Here is a 16,926-nt window from a genome sequence, read left to right on the forward strand (position 1 = left end):
CGCACCTGCACGCGCGACTCGGGCAGGATCCCCCGGGTGAGTGCCCCGCCGTCCCCCGCCCAGCTGCTCGACCTCGCCGTCGCGACCGCCCGTGAGGCGGCCGTCCTCGTCGCCCGCGAGCGCGGCTCGGCCGCGGCCGCCGTCGACGTCAAGAGCAGTCCCACCGACGTGGTGACCGCCGTCGACACCGCCACGGAGCGGCTGATCACCGGCCGGCTGCTCGCCGCGCGCCCCGACGACGGCCTGCTCGGCGAGGAGGGGGCCGCCCGCGAGGGGACCAGCGGCGTGCGCTGGGTGGTCGACCCCATCGACGGCACCGTCAACTTCCTCTACGGGCTGCGCGGCTACGCCGTCTCGATCGCGGCCGAGGTCGACGGCGCGACCGTGGCCGGTGCGGTGCTCGACGTGCCGACCGGTGAGCTGTTCACCGCGACGGCCGGCGGCGGGGCCTTCCTCAGCACACCGGCCCGGCCCGAGCCCGTGCGGCTGACCGGCAACCGGCCGGTGTCGCTGGAGCAGACGCTCGTGGCCACCGGGTTCGGCTACCGGGTCGAGCAGCGGCGGGCGCAGGGTGCCGTCGTCGCGCAGCTGCTGACCGAGGTCCGCGACATCCGCCGCCAGGGCTGCGCGTCGCTGGACCTGTGCTCCGCGGCCGCCGGGCGCGTGGACGCCTACTACGAGCTCGACCTCAAGCCCTGGGACCACGCTGCCGGTGCGCTGGTGGCCGCCGAGGCCGGCCTGGTGGTCACCGGGCTGCCCGGCCGGCCCTTCGCCGAGCCGATGGCGGTGGCCGTCCCCGAGACGGTCGCCGAGCCCCTCCTGGCGCTCCTCGACCGCCTCCACTGAGGGAGGACCCCCTCGCCCCCGCTCGCGGGCTCGCGGCGGGGCCCTGCGAGGGGGCCGTCCCACCACGTCACCGACGCGTCAGCAGGCCGCCTCGGCGCTCGCGATCGGGCTGAGGGTGGCGGCGACGTCCTCGGGGGAGGCCAGCCCGGGGAAGTCCGGGCCGATCACCAGGTCGACGCGGGCGTCGGCGCGGGTGTCCTGGAAGGCGCCCGCGCCGGGGAGGAACAGCGCGAGGTAGCGCGCCGCGTCGCTGCCGCGCGCGCCGTGCCGGATCTCGCCGGGCCCGGCCACCTCGCGGTCGGTGGGGTCGTTGGCGACCTCGTCGACGACGAAGCCGCGCTGCGTCAGCTGGTCGGCGACCTCCTGGGCCTTGCCCGCGAGGTCGGAGGCGTTGTAGACGCGCACGGTCACCGTGCTGGGGTCCAGTGACGGCGGTGCCGCCGCGGCGGTCTCGCAGGCGGCCTGGGCGGCGTCCTCGCGGACGCCGGCGTCGTCGAGGACCTTCCACCAGACGCCGAGCGCGGCGAGGGCCAGCACGAGCAGGAAGACCAGCGGGGGCACCGGCCGGCGGTCCCGCCGGGGGCGGGCCGGGGGACTGTCGGTGCTGGTGCTCACGGTCGTCCTCCTCGACGGCGCCCCGGGCGGGTGCGGCGGCTCGCGCGGAGTCTAGGTCCGGCCGGCGGCCTCAGAGGTCACCGTCCTCCAGCGCGGCGCGTCCGAGCTCGACGCACGGGTCGATGCGGTCGGCGTAGCCGGAGGTGTCCTTGCCGGCCATCGCGCCGGCCGCCGAGCGGGCGACGATGCCGGCGACGATCGCGGCGAACTTGAAGAAGGCGAACCCGACGTACCAGTTGAGGTCGGAGAGGTCCACACCGCTGCGGCCGGCGTAGTGCTCGGCGATCTCCCGGCGGGTCGGGAAGCCGGGCAGCGTCGTCACCGGGCTGAGGACCGGCCGGGTCTCGCCGGCCTCGGGCCAGTAGACGAACAGCATGCCGATGTCGGTGAGCGGGTCGCCGAGCGTCGACATCTCCCAGTCGAGGACGGCGCGGATGCCGCCGGGGCGCTCGGGGTCGAGCAGGCAGTTGTCCAGCCGGTAGTCGCCGTGGACGACGCCGGTCCGCTGGGTCGCCGGAACGGTCTCGGCGAGCCGGGCGGCGAGGGCGTCCATCTGCGGGCGGTCGCGGTCGCGGGTGGCGTCCCACTGCTTGGTCCAGCGGCGCACCTGCCGCGCCAGGAAGCCCTCCGGCCGCCCGAAGTCGCCCAGCCCCACCGCCTCGGGGTCGACGGCGTGCAGGTCGGAGAGGACGTCGATGAGCCCGTCGCCGATCCGGCGCCGCTGCTCGGGGGTGTCGGCGTAGCCGGCCGGGAGCTCGTCGACCACGTGCAGGCCGACGACCCGCTCCATCACGTAGAAGGGCGCGCCGAGCACCTCGGTGTCGGTGCACAGGTGCAGCGTCCGCGGCACCGGGACCGGCGTCGGCCCGAGCGCGCTGATGACCCGGTGCTCGCGGGCCATGTCGTGCGCGGTGGCCAGCACCGCGCCCGTGGGCGGCCGGCGCAGGATCACCGCGTCGTCGGCGCTGCCGCCGGCCGGCGTCACCACGTAGGTGAGGTTGGACATGCCCGCCGCGATGAGCTCGACGCTCACCTCCCGCCAGCGTCCGTCGCCGAGGACGGAGGCGAGATACGGACCGACGACGGCGGGGTCAGCTCCCACGGGACTCGACACGGGCGGCAGGGTAACCTCCGGCACTCCGCTCCCCGACCGGCCCGACCCGGGTGCCCCGCACGGGTCGAGGAACGGCCCCCAGTGTCCCGCCTCCGGAGGCGGGCACAAACCGGGGCCACACGGCGTTGGGGGGCTGCCGGTCCCGTACCGAGCCGACCACCGGGTCGGCCGCAGGCGGGTCCGACCGTGACCAGCGGCCGCCCCCGGGCGGCCGGTCAGGACGACGACGGCCCCCGCCGCCGTCGGACGAGGCGGGCGCACTGCGCGCCCGCGAGAACCCCGGAGGAGGGGCACACCCCATGGCCACCGACTACGACGCCCCGCGCCGCAACGAGGCCGACGAGCTCGGCGAGGACTCCCTCGAGGAGCTCAAGGCCCGTCGCGCGGAGGCCCAGTCGGCCTCGGTCGACGTCGACGAGACCGACTTCAACGAGAGCCTCGAGCTCCCCGGCGCGGACCTGTCCAACGAGGAGCTGACCGTCCGCGTGCTGCCGAAGCAGGAGGACGAGTTCACCTGCTCGCGGTGCTTCCTCGTGCAGCACCGCAGCCGGCTCGCCGCCACCCGCGGCGACCAGCTCTACTGCCGCGACTGCGCGGCGTGAGGTAACGACCCAGCAGGCAGGACCCGAGGGGAGCAGCCGATGACCGAGCCGACGCAGCGCATCGGCGCGCCTCGGGACGTCCCGCCGCCACGGCCGGTGCAGCCGGCCGCGCCGGGGCCGGACCGGTCGGGGGACGGTCCGGCCTGGCTCGTCGACGACAGCGGCCTGGGCCGCGCCGCCCGCGCCGTCGCCGACGCGGTGTCCGGGCTGCTCGGCGGCGGCGCCGACGAGACGCCCACCGCCGGGCAGGCCGATCCCGGCCGGTCCGCCGGCGGCGTGCTGCGCGACGTCCTGGGCGCGGTGGCCTCCGCCGCGTCCTCGGCGGCGACCGGCGGCCGCGGCGAGTCCCGGCCCCCGGCCGGCGACGACCGGTCGGGCCGCAGCCCGGTCGGGGTCCTCGGCGACCTGCTCGCCGCCGCCGCCCCGCGCCTGCCCATCCGCGACGCCGCCCGGCTGCGCGCCGCGCATCCCGGCAGGTCGGACGAGGAGATCGCCGACGCCCTCGTGACCCGCGCCTCCCGGCTCACCGCCGCGGTGGGGGCGGCGACCGGCGGCCTGGCGGCGGCGCAGTGGTTCGCCACGCCGACGCTGGTGGCGCTGCCCCTGGAGCTGGGCGCCGAGACGGTGATCACCGCCGCCGTCGAGGTGGTGCTGCTCGGCGAGCTGCACGAGCTGTACGGCCGGCCCGCCGCGGGGACCCCGGCCGAGCGGGCCGCCGCCTACCTGTCCAGCTGGACCCAGCAGCGAGCCGTCCAGGGAGACGAGCGGCAGGGCCTGGGCAGCGTCCTCGGCACCGCCGGCTTCCGTGCGCTGCGCCGCCGTCTCTCCCGCCGCATCGCCCGCAGCGCGCCGTCCGCGGCGCCCCTGCTCATCGGTGCCGCGCTCGGCGGCCGGGGCAATCTCAAGGCCACCGAGACACTCGCCCGGCGGGTCCGGACGGACCTGCGGCGCGGCCTGACCTGAGCCCGGCGGCCGGTCCGCCGACCGGCCCCGGCCGCGGTTAGGGTCGCCGTCGTGTCCGACCCCCTCGAGGTCCCCGTCCGGTTGACCGCGGCGGGGGCCGCGCCCCCGCGCTACGCCCTCCCCGGCGACGCGGGAGCCGACCTCACCCTCACCGAGGACGTGCGGCTGGCGCCGTTCGAGCGTGCGCTCGTGGGCACCGGGGTGGCCGTGGCCATCCCCGAGGGCTACGCCGGGTTCGTCCACCCGCGGTCGGGCCTGGCCGCCCGGCACGGGTTGAGCCTGGTCAACGCCCCCGGCACCATCGACGCCGGCTACCGCGGGGAGATCAAGGTGAACCTGGTCAACCTCGACCCGACCACCCCCCTGACGCTGCGCCGCGGCGACCGGGTCGCCCAGCTGGTCGTGCAGCCGGTCGTGCAGGCCCGCTTCGTGCCCGTCGACGAGCTGCCCGGCAGCGTCCGCGGCGAGGGCGGGCACGGGTCCACCGGCGCGGGACAGGAGGCCTGAGATGCCCTTCGGACGACGGCGCAACCGGATCGACCGCACCCTGCGCGAGCGCGGCGTCCCGCCCGAGCCGCAGCACCGGGAACGCGACGTCGAGGAGACCACCGGTCCCTACGACGAGTCCGACGTCCCCGACGACGGCACCCCCCGCGTCGACCTCGGCGCCCTGCGACTGCCGGCGCTGGCGGGCACCGAGCTGCGGGTCGACCTCAACCAGCAGCAGAAGGTCATCGGCGCGACGCTGCGCTACGGCGACTCGGTGCTGCAGCTGTCCGCCTTCGCGGCCCCCCGCGCGGCCGGCATCTGGGACGACGTCCGCGCCGAGCTGGCGAGGAGCGCGTCGGGGCAGGGCGGCCGGCTGCAGGAGGTGGACGGCCCCTTCGGCCCGGAGCTCTCCGGCACGGTCGTGGTGACGCCCCCGGCCCAGCCCGGCGGCCCTCCTCCGAAGCCGGTGCGGCGGGCCGCCCGGTTCCTCGGTGTCGACGGACCGCGCTGGTTCCTCCGCGGGATGATCAGCGGCCCGGCCGCCGAGTCCCCCGAGGCCGCCGCCGTCCTCGAGGACGTCTTCCGGCGGGTGGTCGTCGTCCGGGGGACCCAGCCGATGCCGGTGCGGGAGCAGCTGCCGCTGACCCTGCCGCCGCAGGCCGCCGAGCAGCTCGCCCGCCAGCAGCAGGCCGGCCAGCAGCAGGGGCGTCCCGCGACGCCGCCCGGGCCGACGGCGTGACCCCTGCGGTCGTCGCCTACGGCCCGCACCCCGACCAGTTCCTCGAGCTCAGCCTGCCGGACCGCACGGACCCGGCACCCGTCGTCGTCGTGCTGCACGGCGGGTTCTGGCGCGCGGCGTACGGCATCGAGCTGGCCCGCCCGCTGGCCGCCGACCTCGCCGCCGCGGGGTACGCCGCCGTCGCCGTGGAGTACCGGCGCGTGGGCACCGGCGGAGGCTGGCCCGCCACCCTCGAGGACGTCGCCGCCGCCCTCGACGCGCTGCCCGGCCTCGGGCGGGCGGGGCAGGACGGAGCCGCGCGGCTCGACCTCGGCGACGTCACGGTCGTCGGCCACTCCGCCGGCGGGCACCTCGCGGCGTGGGCCGCCGGGCGCGGGCGGCTGCCGGCCGGCGCTCCCGGCGCCGCGCCGCGGGTGCGGGTCACCGCGGCGGTGCTGCAGGCCGGCGTCCTCGACCTGCGGCGCGCCGCGGAGCAGCGGCTGGGGTCGGACGCCGTCCAGGAGTTCCTCGGCGGGGAGCCCGGCGAGGTGCCCGGCCGCTACGCCGTCGCCGACCCGGTCGGCCTGCTGCCCACCGGCGCCGACGTCCTGTGCGTGCACGGCGCCCACGACGACGTCGTCCCGCTCGAGCAGTCGCAGCGGTACGCCGCGGCGGCGGCGGACGCCGGGGACCGGGTGACGGTGCGCACCTTCCCGGGCGGCCACCGGGGGCCCATCGACGTGGCGGGGGAGGCGTGGGCCGTCGTCCGCACGTGGCTGGAGGAACACCCCGTCGCCCGCGGGACCGGCACTACGCTGGAACCGTGACACAGACCCGTCCCGGCGGCTGGCTCGCGCGCACGCTGCAGCGGCTCACCGCCGACGACTCCGCCATCGACGCGCAGGAGCTGCGCGAGGAGGCCGACCGCGCCGGCTGCGAGCCGGTCAGCGCCTGCCGCAAGGGTGCCGTGGTGACCGTGACCGGCCGGCTCAAGTCGGTGGTCTACACCCCGCGCGAGACGGTCCCGACCCTCGAGGCCGAGCTGTTCGACGGTTCCGGCTCGGTCACCCTCGTCTGGCTCGGCCGGCGGCGGATCCCGGGCATCGAGCCCGGCCGGACGCTGACCGCCCGCGGCCGGTTCGCCCAGTTCGACGGCCGCAAGGTCATCTACAACCCCTGGTACGAGCTGAGCGCGGGGTGATCCCGGCGGCCGACGACGACGGCCGGCGCGATCCGGGGGGACGTGACGCGGGGGAGACAGCACCGCAGCAGGAGCACGGCACCACCTCCGACGGCGCCGGGGACGGCGGTCGCGGGCTGACGCTCGACCGGCACCTGGTCCTCGAGCAGCTCGGCGGCTGGCGCGGCATGGTCGACGCCACGCTGCCCACGGTGGCCTTCATCGTCGCCAACTCCATCGGCGGCCTGCGCACCGGCATCTGGGCGGCGATCGGCGCAGCCGTCCTCGTCCTGCTGTTCCGGCTGGTGCGGCGGGAGAGCCCGCAGCAAGCGTTCAGCGGCCTGTTCGGCGTGGCGGTGGCGGTGGCCATCGCGGCCGCCTCGGGGCAGGCCCGCAACTACTACGTGCCCGGGATCATCCGCAACGCCGTGATCGGCGTGGTCCTGCTGGGGTCGGTGCCGCTGCGCTGGCCGCTGGTCGGCGTCCTCGCGGAGTTCCTCGCGCCCAGCCACCTCGGGTCGATGGCCGCGCACACGGTGCCCGGCCTGCGCCGCCGGGTCGACAGCGCGCGCGCCCGGCTGCACCACCAGCCGCCACCGGACCCCGTGCAGGCGGCGCCGGGCGAGCGCCCGGCCGACCCCGAGCCCGAGCGGCACTGGCGCGACGACCCGCGGGTGGTGCGCGCCTACGGCTGGCTGACCGTCGTGTGGGCGCTGACGTTCCTGCTGCGCGTGGCGGTGCAGACGCCGCTCTACCTCGCCGACGAGGACGACCTGCTCGGCGTCGCCTCGCTCGTGCTCGGCCTCCCGGTGACCGCGGCGGCCCTGGCGCTGACGCTGTGGGTGGTCTCCCGCCTGCACCGCCACCGCGTGGCCACGGAGGCCGACGGCGAGTGAGGCCCCGTCCAGGGGCCGGTCAGCGCAGGGACACGGGGGAGAGGACCTGCTGCAGCTGCTCCTCGACGTCGGCGTGCGTGACGAACAGCAGCTCGTCGCCGATCTCGAGCGGCTCGTCGGGGGTCGGCGTGATGACCCGGTCGCCGCGCAGCAGCGCCGTCAGGACGGTCTCCCGCGGCAGCGGCACCTCGCGCAGCGGCCGGCCGGCCCACGGGGTGTCCTCGGCGAGGGTGATCTCGACCAGGTTGGCCGCACCCTTGCGGAAGCTCATCAGCCGGACGACGTCGCCGACGGTCACCGCCTCCTCGACCAGCGCGGCGAGGACCCGTGGCGTGGAGACGGCGACGTCGACGCCCCACGCCTCGGTGTAGAGCCACTCGTTGCGCGGGTCCTTGACCCGGGCGACGACGCGGGCGACGGCGAACTCGGTCTTGGCCAGCAGCGAGACCACCAGGTTGGCCTTGTCGTCGCCGGTGGCCGCCACGACGACGTCGCAGGTGGCCAGCTGGGCCTCCTCGAGCGAGGAGACCTCGCACGCGTCGGCCTGCACCCACTCCGCGCCCGGCACCGAGCGGGTGCGCACCTTGCGGCCGTCCTTCTCGATGAGCATCACGGTGTGCCCGTTGCTGAGCAGCTCCCCGGCGATGGAGCGGCCGACCGCTCCGGCGCCCACGATGGCGACGCGCATCAGGCCCTGCCTCCCTCGGGCTGCTGCTCGACCGCGTGGTGGACCCGGTCGGAGATCTCGTCGGTCGCCGCGACGACGAGCTGGTCGCCGTCCTGCAGCACGGTGGCGGAGGTGGGCAGGAGCGCCTCGCCGAAGCGGACCAGCCACGCGGCCCGCGCGCCGGAGGCGGCCTCGAGCTCGGCGAGCTTGCGGCCCACCCACCCGTCGGTGACGGTCACGCGCATCAGCAGCACCCGGCCGGTGGGCTCCCGCCAGATCTCGCTGACCTTGACCGACAGCAGCTCGCGCAGCAGCCGGTTCACCGTCCACGGGACGGTGGCCACGCTGGGGATGCCCATGCGCTCGAACACCTCGGCGCGCTTGGAGTCGTAGATCCGGGCGACGACGTGCTGGACGCCGAAGGTCTCCCGGGCGACGCGGGCGCTGATGATGTTGGAGTTGTCGCCGCTGCTGACGGCGGCGAAGGCCCCGGCGGAGTCGATGCCGGCGTCGAGCAGGGTCTGCCGGTCGAAACCCAGGCCGGTCACCTGCCGGCCGCCGAAGTCGGGGCCCAGCCGGCGGAAGGCCTCGGGGTCCTGGTCGATCACCGCGACGCTGTGACCGATCTGCTCCAGCCGCCGCGCGATGGCCGAGCCGACGCGGCCGCAGCCCATGACGACCACGTGCACGTGTCGCTCCCGGATGCCTCGCACGGGCGCCGTCCGCCCGCGGTCCAGGGCGCGAAGCTACACCCGGAGGCCGGGGATCCGGGGACGCGTCCCGGATCACACGACCCCTCCGAGCGGGCGGGCCGCGGCAGGCGGCACCGGGTGCCCCCGCGTCCGTACCATCGCCGCCGTGCCCAAGCTGTCCGACCTCGGACAACTCCCCAAACGGCTCGTGCTGGGCCGCCCGGTCCGCAGCGACCGCGTGGGGGAGTCCCTGCTCCCGAAGTCCCTGGCCCTGCCGATCTTCGCCAGCGACCCGCTCTCCTCGGTGGCCTACGCCACGCAGGAGATCCTGATCGTCCTGACGCTGGCCGGCACCGCCTTCCTCTTCCTCGCGCCGTGGCTCGCCGTCGTCGTCGTCCTGCTGCTGGCGACCGTCGTCCTCTCCTACCGGCAGGTCGTGCACGCCTACCCCTCGGGGGGCGGTGACTACGAGGTCGCGATGAAGAACCACGGGCAGTTCGCCGGGCTCACCGTCGCCAGCGCCCTGCTGGTCGACTACGTGCTCACCGTCGCCGTCTCGGTCTCGGCCGGCACCGACAACATCATCTCGGCGTTCCCCACGCTCAACGAGCACCGTGTGCTCATCGCCATCGGCCTGGTCGCGCTGCTGGCGGCGACCAACCTGCGCGGCGTCCGGGAGTCGGGCAAGACCTTCGCCGTCCCGACCTACCTGTTCGTCGCCGGGATCATGGTCATGATCGTCACCGGGCTGGTCCGCGACTTCCTCACCGACTCCCCGGTGGTCGCCGAGAGCGCCGGCTGGTCCGTCACGCCCGAGGCGGGGTACGACGACCTGGGCGGCGTCGCGCTGGTGTTCTTCGCGCTGCGCGCCTTCGCGTCCGGCTGCACCGCGCTCACCGGCGTCGAGGCGATCGCCAACGGCGTCCCGGCCTTCCGGCCGCCCAAGTCGCGCAACGCCGCGACGACGCTGGCGCTCATGGGCGGCATCGCCGCCACGATGTTCGCCGGGGTCACCGCGCTGGCCCTCCTCGGCGACGTCCGCTACGCGGAGAACACCTGCGACCTGATCGGGTTCCCCGGCAACTGCGAGACCGACCCGCAGCGCACGGTCATCGCGCAGCTGGCCGCGGCCACCTTCGGCGGGGACACCTCGGTCGGGTTCTTCTACATCCAGGCGGCCACCGCGCTGGTGCTCGTGCTCGCGGCCAACACCGCCTTCAACGGCTTCCCGCTGCTGGGCTCGGTGCTCGCGCAGGACCGCTTCCTGCCCCGCCAGCTGCACACCCGCGGTGACAAGCTCGTCTACAGCAACGGCATCCTGCTGCTGGCCGGCTTCGCGGCGCTGCTGATCCTCGCCTTCCAGGCCGATCCCAACCGGCTGATCCAGATGTACATCGTCGGCGTCTTCACCAGCTTCTCGATCGGCCAGTGGGGCATGGTCCGGCACTGGAACCGCGAGATCCGGCTCTCCGACGACGCGGCCGCCAAGCGGGCGATGCGCCGCTCGCAGGTCATCAACACCATCGGCGGCAGCCTCACCACGGCGGTGCTGGTGGTCATCGTGATCACCAAGTTCACCCGCGGCGCCTACCTGGTCATCCTGGTGATGCCGGTCCTGTTCCTGCTCATGAAGGCCATCAACAGGCACTACTCGCACGTGGCCGAGCAGCTCGTGCCCGACCAGGACGCCCGGCTGCTGCCGAGCAGGGTGCACGCCATCGTGCTGGTGTCGAAGGTGCACAAGCCGACGCTGCGCGCGCTCGCCTTCGCCCGGGCCACGCGTCCCGACGTCCTCACCGCGCTCACGGTCAACGTCGACGAGAACGACACCCGCGGGCTGCAGGCCGACTGGGAGCGCTACGACATCCCCGTGCCGCTCACCGTGCTGGAGTCGCCGTACCGGGAGATCACCCGGCCGGTCGTCGACTACGTCAAGGCGATCCGCCGGCAGAGCCCCCGCGAGCTGGTCATCGTCTTCGTGCCGCAGTACGTCGTCGGGCACTGGTGGGAGAACGTGCTGCACAACCAGAGCGCGCTGCGGCTGCGCGCCCGGCTGCAGTTCCAGCCCGGCGTCATGATCACCACGGTGCCGTGGCAGCTGGAGAGCTCGGTCGGCCGGGGCGAGGACGACCGCCGGGACGGCCCCATGCCCGGCGACCTGCGCCGCGGCCTCACCGACGACCAGGTCGAGGCCACCCCGTATGGCTGAAGGACCACCCTCCCCCCCACGCCCCGCACGCTCGGCGCGGGGTCCTGGAGGGCGGCCGGGGAAGGGCCTCGGGTGGACCGGCCGGGAGTTCGAGGTGACGGTCGGCCCGGTCGCCCACGGCGGTCACTGCGTCGCCCGGCACGAGGGGCGCGTCGTCTTCGTCCGCCACACCCTGCCCGGCGAGCGGGTCGTCGTCCGGGTCACCGAGGACCGCCAGCCCGGCTACTGCCGCGCCGACGCCGTCGAGGTGCTCGAGGCCTCGCCCGACCGGATCGAGCGGCCCTGCCCGTACAGCGGGCCGGGGCGCTGCGGGGGCTGCGACTGGCAGCACGTGTCCTGGGAGGGGCAGCGGCGCCTGAAGGCCGACGTGGTCCGCGAGCAGCTCACCCGGCTGGGCGGGCTGGACGCCGGCGACCCGCTGCTGGCCGGCCTCGACGTCGAGCCGCTGCCCGGCGGGCCGCTGCGCTGGCGGTCGCGGGCGCGCTTCGCCGTCGACCGGACCGGCGCGCCCGGGCTGCGGCGGCACCGCTCGCACGACGTCGTCCTGCTCGACGACTGCCCGATCACCGTCGAGCCCGCGGCGCAGGCGGTGCTGGCTCGGCGCTGGCCGGGCGCCGGCGCGGTCGACGTCGCCGTCGACTCGGCCGGCACGGTGACCACCACCCGCCTGGACCGCCGCGGCGTGCCGACGTCGACCCGGGTGCTGCGGGCCGGCGAGGACGTGCCGGGCGAGACCCGGCGGCGGGCCGGGCGCCGGGCGGCCGGACGCGACTGGGAGGTCGAGGGCACCGGCTTCTGGCAGGTGCACGAGTCGGCCGCCGACGCGCTCGTGGCCGCCGTCACCGCTGCGGCGGGTGTGCGACCGGGGGAGTCGGTGCTCGACCTCTACGCCGGCGCCGGCCTGTTCGGCGGCGCGCTGGCGCCGGCGGCGGGGGAGTCCGGCCGGGTGGTGTGCGTGGAGGCCGACGCCGAGGCGTGCGCCGCGGCCGAGGCCAACCTCGCCGGGCTGCCGCAGGCCGAGGTCTGGCAGGGCGAGGTGGACGCCGAGGGGCTCACCGGCCTGCTCGAGGAGCTCGGCGGCAGCCCCGACGTCGTGGTGCTCGACCCGCCGCGGGCGGGCGCGGGCCCGGCGGTCAGCCGGGTGCTGGCCGGCACCGGCGCGCGTGCCGTCGTCTACGTCGCCTGCGACCCGGCGTCCCTGGGCCGCGACGTCGCCGCGTTCGCCGCCGCCGGGTACCGCCTGGCCGCGCTGCGCGCCTTCGACGCCTTCCCCATGACCGCGCACGTCGAGTGCGTGGCCCTGCTGGTGCCGGGCGACGCGGGACGGTGAGGCGGGTCCTGGCGGGCCACCTGGCCGCGCCGGCGCCGGCCGTCTGCGACGCCCGCGACCGGCGCGTGGGCGTCGCCGACGTCGTCGTCTGACCCGAGGCCGGCGGCTCCACCGGCCACGAGGCCGGTCAGGGAGGGGGGCGGCCACGGCCACCGACCGCCCCGAGCACCAGGGCGCGGCGTCCGGCACCCGATGCGGGCCCGCCCTGCGACCGGCGGGGCCGCGGGCTGGCCGCGACCGGACCGGGACCGCCCCGATACGGTCTGGCGGTGACCTCCTGGGAGTACGCCTCGGTCATCACGGCCAACGACGCGGAGTCGCAGCGCGCGGGGGTGAGCGTCAAGCTCCCCAACGGCAAGCTCGAACGGCAGCAGGGGGACACCAGCTCGGTGCTCAACCGGCTCGGCGCCGAGGGCTGGGAGCTGGTCAGCTACCACTCCAGCGGTGCCGGCACCTGGGGCTTCGAGCAGTTCTGGCTCAAGCGCCAGATGTCCTAGGCGCGCGCTCCCCGGTGATCACGACCGGGTGACGCCGGCGCGCGCCGGGTCGAACACGCGTTCGACCTGCGGCAGGATGCTCCCCGTGGCTGCGAGCGTCCCCCCGGGCTGGCCGGAGCAGGTGCGGCCGGTGGGCGCTCCCGACTGGGAGCACACCGCGGTCGCCTGGCTGTTCGACCTCGTCCCGCCCGACTACCGCGCCCACGCGGTGCTGCGCCGCTATCCCGTGCTGCTGGCCCGGCTCGCCGGCGACCACGTCGCCGCCGGGCTCGAGGCGGCCCGCGCGGGGTGGCGCACGGTGCGCGTCGACCTGGCCGACCACCTGCCGCCGGACGCCATCGAGGCCGCCGTCGCCGCCTACGAGCGGGAGGGGGCGCGGCTGGCCGCGGCCGCGCGGGGCGTCGAGGTGGTGGCCGGAGCCCTGCGCGGCGAGGTCTGGGTGCCCCGGCTGTAGGGGCACCCGGGGGCCCGGCCGTCGTCCACGGGCCCCCGGGGTCCTCAGCCGGTCAGCCGGTCGGCCTCCCGGAGCGCGACCGCCAGGGCGCCGAGCACCTCCGCGCGGGCGCCGAGCGAGCCGGGGACGACGGTGAGCTGCTCGGCCGCGGCGGGGATGGCGGACTGCCCGAGCGCCCGGCGGAGCGGGTCGACCAGCAGGTCGCCGGCGGTGCCGAGCTCGCCGCCGACGACGATGCGGTCGGGGTTGAGCACGTTGACCAGGCCGCCGAGCACCTGGCCCACCGACGTGCCGGCGTCGGCGATCAGCCGCCGGCAGGCCTGGTCGCCCTCCAGCGCGCCGGCCACCAGCGAGCGCAGGTCGGCCAGGTGCGGAGCGGCGGTGCGGATGGCCTGCAGGAGTGCGGCGCCGCCGGCGGTCAGCTCCAGGCAGCCGCGGTTGCCGCAGCGGCACAGCGCGCCGGCCGGGTCCAGGCTGACGTGCCCCATCTCGCCGGCGGTGCCGGAGACGCCGCGCAGCAGGTCGCCGTCCAGGACGATCGCCCCGCCGACGCCGGTCGCCATCTTCAGGTAGATGGTGGCGCGCGAGCCGCGGCCGGCGCCCCAGCGGACCTCCGCGACGGCCCCGAGGTTGGCGTCGTTCTCCACGATGACCGGGACGCCGAGCCGCTCCTGCAGCGCGGGCGCCGGCGTCCGCCCCGACCAGGTGGGGAGGATGTTCGACCGCGCGACGGTGCCGCGGGCGCTGGCGGCCCGGCCGACGACGGGGGTGGGCAGGCCCACGACCGCGCCGACGACGTCCTCGGTGCAGGCCCCCACGCGCCGCAGCTCGGCGCGCACCTGGGAGGCCACGGTGTCCAGGACCGCGTCGGAGTCGAGGTCGGCGACCGGCAGCGTGGTGGTCTCCTCGCCGACGATCTCGTGCGAGAGGTCGGCGACGGCGACCCGGACGTGCGTGCGCCCGATATCGACGCCGACGACGACGCCCGCGCGGCGGGTGAGGTGCACCAGCCGCGCGGGGCGGCCCCCGGTCTCCACCGCGCCGGTCTCCTCCGACGGCGCGACCAGGCCGCGGTCGACGAGGTCGGACACGTACCCGGAGACCGTCGCGCGGGACAGGCCGGTGCGCTCGACCAGCTGGGCGCGGGTCGAGGGGCCGCTGACCCGCAGCTCCTGGACCAGCCGTCGCGAGGGGCCCGTGAGGTCGGGCAGCCACGGCTGGCGGGGGTCCATGGCGGGCATCGTGGGAGCCCGCCCGCGTTCTGTCAATCACCGACAGAAGTGCACAGCCCCGACCCGGTGAACGCCCCGCACAGCGTCCAGAGGTGACGGAACGTCCCCCCGCGAGTGCAGTCGGTTCGGACGGAGGTCCCGCCGTTCCGCGACTACAGTTGACCGGCGGCCTCCCGGGCCGTGCCCCGCCGCCGACAGAGAGGACACCGCCGCGCCGTGTCGCTCCTGCGCTCGCTCCGCGACCCCGCCGACCTGAGGGCGCTGCCCCCCGAGCAGCTGCCCGCGCTGGCCGCGGAGATCCGGGACGCGCTGGTCACCAGCGTGGCCCGCACCGGTGGCCACCTCGGCCCCAACCTCGGCACGGTCGAGCTCACCATCGCCCTGCACCGGGTGTTCGAGTCCCCGCGCGAGCCGATCGTCTTCGACACCGGCCACCAGGCCTACGTGCACAAGATGCTCACCGGCCGCGTCGAGGGCTTCGAGCGGCTGCGCCAGCGGGGCGGGCTGTCGGGCTACCCGAGCCGCACCGAGAGCGAGCACGACTGGGTCGAGAACAGCCACGCCTCGACGTCGCTGTCCTACGCCGACGGCCTGGCCAAGGCCTTCGCCGTCCGCGGCGAGCGCCGGCCCGTGGTGGCCGTGATCGGCGACGGCGCGCTCACCGGCGGCATGGCCTGGGAGGCGCTGAACAACATCGCCGCCGCGCAGGACCGCCCCGTGGTCATCGTCGTCAACGACAACGGGCGCTCCTACTCCCCGACGATCGGCGGTGTCGCCGACGCGCTGGCCGGCCTGCGGCTGCGGCCGGGCTACGAGCAGGCGCTGCTGGCCATCCGTCAGGCCCTGCACAAGGCGCCGGTCGTGGGCTCGGCGCTCTACGACGCGCTGCACGGCCTGAAGAAGGGCGTCAAGGACGTCCTGGCGCCGCAGGGCATGTTCGAGGACCTCGGCCTCAAGTACGTCGGCCCCGTCGACGGGCACGACGTCGAGGTCATGGAGTCGGCGCTGCGCCGGGCGCGCTCGTTCGGCCGGCCGGTCATCGTGCACGCCGTCACCACCAAGGGCTTCGGCTACGCGCCGGCCGAGACCGACCAGATCGACGCCTGGCACGCCACCGGCGTCTTCGACCCCGACAGCGGCGTGGGGCCGGCCGTCGCCCGCGACTGGACGACGGCCTTCTCCGACGAGCTGGTGCGCATCGGCGCCGAGCGCAGCGACGTCGTCGCGGTCACCGCGGCGATGCTGCACCCCACCGGGCTGGCCGCCTTCGCCGAGCGCTTCCCCGAGCGGACCTACGACGTCGGCATCGCCGAGCAGCACGCGCTCACCAGCGCCGCCGGCATGGCGATGGCCGGGCTGCACCCGGTGGTCGCCGTCTACTCGACGTTCCTCAACCGGGCCTTCGACCAGCTGCTCATGGACGTCGCGCTGCACCGCCAGCCGGTCACCGTCGTCCTCGACCGGGCCGGGGTCACCGGCAGCGACGGCGCCTCCCACAACGGCATGTGGGACATGTCGATCTGCTCGGTGGTCCCGGGGCTGCAGCTCGCCGCGCCGCGCGACGAGCCGACCCTGCGCGAGGCGCTGCGCGAGGCGGTCGCGGTGACCGACGGGCCGACCGTCGTCCGCTTCCCCAAGGGGCCGCCCCCGCTCGACATCCCGGCGCTGGAGCGGCGCGGCCGGGTCGACGTGCTGCGCCGCGGCGAGCGTCAGGAGGTCCTGCTGGTCGCCGTCGGCTCGATGGTGCCGACGTGCCTGGCCGCCGCCGAGCGGGCCGCCGACCACGGCATCGACGTCACCGTCGTCGACCCGCGGTGGGTGCTGCCGGTCGCCGACGAGCTGGTGGAGACGGCCGCCGCGCACCGGCTGGTGGTCACGGTCGAGGACGGCGGGCGCGCCGGTGGCGTCGGGAGCCACCTCTCGCAGGCGCTGCAGGACGGGCAGCACGACGTCCCGGTGCGCGCCCTGGGCCTGCCGCAGGCGTTCCTCGAGCACGGCAGCCGCGGACAGGTGCTCGCCGACTGCGGCCTGACCGAGCAGGACGTCGCCCGGAGGATCGCCGAGTGGACCGCCGTCCTCACCGAGCGCGCCGAGCGTCAGGTGGACGCCGAGCGGGTGGACGGCGCCCAGCAGTGAGCTGGGTGATCGCCGAGATCCAGGTGGCGCCCTCGCCCGCGGGGACGCCGGACGACCCGCACGCGCACGTGGAGGCCGCCGTCCGGGTGATCGGGGACTCCGGGCTGCGGTACGAGGTCGGCGCGCTCGGGACGACGCTGGAGGGTGACGCCGACGCCGTGTGGGCCACCCTGCGGGCCGCGCACGAGGCGATGCTCGCGGCAGGTGCCGCCAGCGGCCTGTCCCACGTGAAGGTCGCCTCGGTCGACCGCACGATGGACAGCCTGACGCACAAGTTCCGCTGAGG

General features: G+C 76.2%; 19 protein-coding genes. 14 read left to right on the forward strand and 5 right to left on the reverse strand.

The window, feature by feature from the left end; genetic code table 11:
• Window positions 1-36: 36 nt before the first annotated feature.
• Window positions 37-846 carry an inositol monophosphatase family protein gene (locus JD79_RS13820; protein ID WP_110005985.1) on the forward strand — a complete coding sequence of 270 codons (810 nt, stop codon included), beginning with the start codon at window positions 37-39 and terminating at the stop codon, window positions 844-846.
• Between the two features lie 78 nt (window positions 847-924).
• Here JD79_RS13820 and JD79_RS13825 read toward each other — a convergent pair whose 3' ends face one another.
• Entirely contained in the window at window positions 925-1,461 is a 537-nt protein-coding gene (locus JD79_RS13825) for a LytR C-terminal domain-containing protein (protein ID WP_110005986.1), read from the reverse strand.
• A 70-nt stretch (window positions 1,462-1,531) separates the two neighbouring features.
• Window positions 1,532-2,575 (reverse strand): phosphotransferase family protein, encoded by a 1,044-nt coding sequence (locus JD79_RS13830; protein WP_110005987.1) that lies wholly within the window; start codon window positions 2,573-2,575, stop codon window positions 1,532-1,534.
• A gap of 299 nt (window positions 2,576-2,874) precedes the next feature.
• Here JD79_RS13830 and JD79_RS13835 point away from each other — a divergent pair, with 299 nt between their 5' ends.
• From JD79_RS13835 to JD79_RS13865, 7 genes are read left to right on the forward strand one after another with little or no spacing between them, the layout of a single operon-like run.
• Window positions 2,875-3,177 carry a DUF4193 domain-containing protein gene (locus tag JD79_RS13835; protein WP_110005988.1) on the forward strand — a complete coding sequence of 101 codons (303 nt, stop codon included), beginning with the start codon at window positions 2,875-2,877 and terminating at the stop codon, window positions 3,175-3,177.
• Between the two features lie 39 nt (window positions 3,178-3,216).
• On the forward strand, window positions 3,217-4,140 hold the full coding sequence (locus tag JD79_RS13840; RefSeq protein WP_110005989.1) for a hypothetical protein: 924 nt from the start codon (window positions 3,217-3,219) through the stop codon (window positions 4,138-4,140).
• Window positions 4,141-4,191: 51 nt separating this feature from the next.
• Window positions 4,192-4,647, forward strand: a complete 456-nt coding sequence (dut, locus tag JD79_RS13845) for a dUTP diphosphatase (RefSeq protein ID WP_110005990.1) — start codon at window positions 4,192-4,194, stop codon at window positions 4,645-4,647.
• Between the two features lies 1 nt (window position 4,648).
• Window positions 4,649-5,368, forward strand: coding sequence for a DUF3710 domain-containing protein (locus tag JD79_RS13850; RefSeq protein WP_110005991.1), 720 nt, complete (start codon window positions 4,649-4,651; stop codon window positions 5,366-5,368).
• On the forward strand, window positions 5,365-6,174 hold the full coding sequence (locus JD79_RS13855; RefSeq protein WP_110005992.1) for an alpha/beta hydrolase family protein: 810 nt from the start codon (window positions 5,365-5,367) through the stop codon (window positions 6,172-6,174). The genes JD79_RS13850 and JD79_RS13855 overlap by 4 nt, the downstream gene beginning before the upstream one ends.
• Window positions 6,171-6,548, forward strand: coding sequence for an OB-fold nucleic acid binding domain-containing protein (locus tag JD79_RS13860; RefSeq protein WP_110005993.1), 378 nt, complete (start codon window positions 6,171-6,173; stop codon window positions 6,546-6,548). Before JD79_RS13855 ends, JD79_RS13860 begins: the two co-directional genes overlap by 4 nt.
• Window positions 6,545-7,423 (forward strand): DUF3159 domain-containing protein, encoded by an 879-nt coding sequence (locus JD79_RS13865; protein ID WP_245900089.1) that lies wholly within the window; start codon window positions 6,545-6,547, stop codon window positions 7,421-7,423. Before JD79_RS13860 ends, JD79_RS13865 begins: the two co-directional genes overlap by 4 nt.
• A gap of 19 nt (window positions 7,424-7,442) precedes the next feature.
• Here the strand turns inward: JD79_RS13865 and JD79_RS13870 are convergent, their stop codons facing one another.
• Both JD79_RS13870 and JD79_RS13875 read right to left on the reverse strand, forming a co-directional pair.
• Window positions 7,443-8,111 (reverse strand): potassium channel family protein, encoded by a 669-nt coding sequence (locus JD79_RS13870; protein ID WP_110005994.1) that lies wholly within the window; start codon window positions 8,109-8,111, stop codon window positions 7,443-7,445.
• Window positions 8,111-8,779 (reverse strand): potassium channel family protein, encoded by a 669-nt coding sequence (locus JD79_RS13875; RefSeq protein ID WP_110005995.1) that lies wholly within the window; start codon window positions 8,777-8,779, stop codon window positions 8,111-8,113. Before JD79_RS13875 ends, JD79_RS13870 begins: the two co-directional genes overlap by 1 nt.
• A 169-nt stretch (window positions 8,780-8,948) precedes the next feature.
• On the opposite strand from JD79_RS13875, the gene JD79_RS13880 reads away from it, so the two are divergent.
• The 4 genes from JD79_RS13880 to JD79_RS13895 all read left to right on the forward strand — a co-directional run bounded on the left by JD79_RS13880 (window position 8,949) and on the right by JD79_RS13895 (window position 13,272).
• Window positions 8,949-10,991, forward strand: a complete 2,043-nt coding sequence (locus JD79_RS13880; RefSeq protein ID WP_110005996.1) for an APC family permease — start codon at window positions 8,949-8,951, stop codon at window positions 10,989-10,991.
• Window positions 10,984-12,321 (forward strand): class I SAM-dependent RNA methyltransferase, encoded by a 1,338-nt coding sequence (locus tag JD79_RS13885; RefSeq protein ID WP_110005997.1) that lies wholly within the window; start codon window positions 10,984-10,986, stop codon window positions 12,319-12,321. The genes JD79_RS13880 and JD79_RS13885 overlap by 8 nt, the downstream gene beginning before the upstream one ends.
• A 269-nt stretch (window positions 12,322-12,590) precedes the next feature.
• Window positions 12,591-12,818, forward strand: coding sequence for a DUF4177 domain-containing protein (locus JD79_RS13890; protein ID WP_110005998.1), 228 nt, complete (start codon window positions 12,591-12,593; stop codon window positions 12,816-12,818).
• Between the two features lie 76 nt (window positions 12,819-12,894).
• Entirely contained in the window at window positions 12,895-13,272 is a 378-nt protein-coding gene (locus JD79_RS13895; protein ID WP_110007711.1) for a hypothetical protein, read from the forward strand.
• 44 nt (window positions 13,273-13,316) lie between these two features.
• Here the strand turns inward: JD79_RS13895 and JD79_RS13900 are convergent, their stop codons facing one another.
• On the reverse strand, window positions 13,317-14,504 hold the full coding sequence (locus JD79_RS13900; protein ID WP_170149201.1) for an ROK family transcriptional regulator: 1,188 nt from the start codon (window positions 14,502-14,504) through the stop codon (window positions 13,317-13,319).
• A 216-nt stretch (window positions 14,505-14,720) separates the two neighbouring features.
• On the opposite strand from JD79_RS13900, the gene dxs reads away from it, so the two are divergent.
• Window positions 14,721-16,640 carry a 1-deoxy-D-xylulose-5-phosphate synthase gene (gene dxs, locus JD79_RS13905; RefSeq protein WP_110006000.1) on the forward strand — a complete coding sequence of 640 codons (1,920 nt, stop codon included), beginning with the start codon at window positions 14,721-14,723 and terminating at the stop codon, window positions 16,638-16,640.
• On the forward strand, window positions 16,637-16,924 hold the full coding sequence (locus JD79_RS13910; RefSeq protein WP_245900091.1) for a thiamine-binding protein: 288 nt from the start codon (window positions 16,637-16,639) through the stop codon (window positions 16,922-16,924). The genes dxs and JD79_RS13910 overlap by 4 nt, the downstream gene beginning before the upstream one ends.
• Window positions 16,925-16,926: the final 2 nt, after the last annotated feature.

Source organism: Geodermatophilus normandii, from assembly GCF_003182485.1.
GTDB lineage: Bacteria > Actinomycetota > Actinomycetes > Mycobacteriales > Geodermatophilaceae > Geodermatophilus > Geodermatophilus normandii.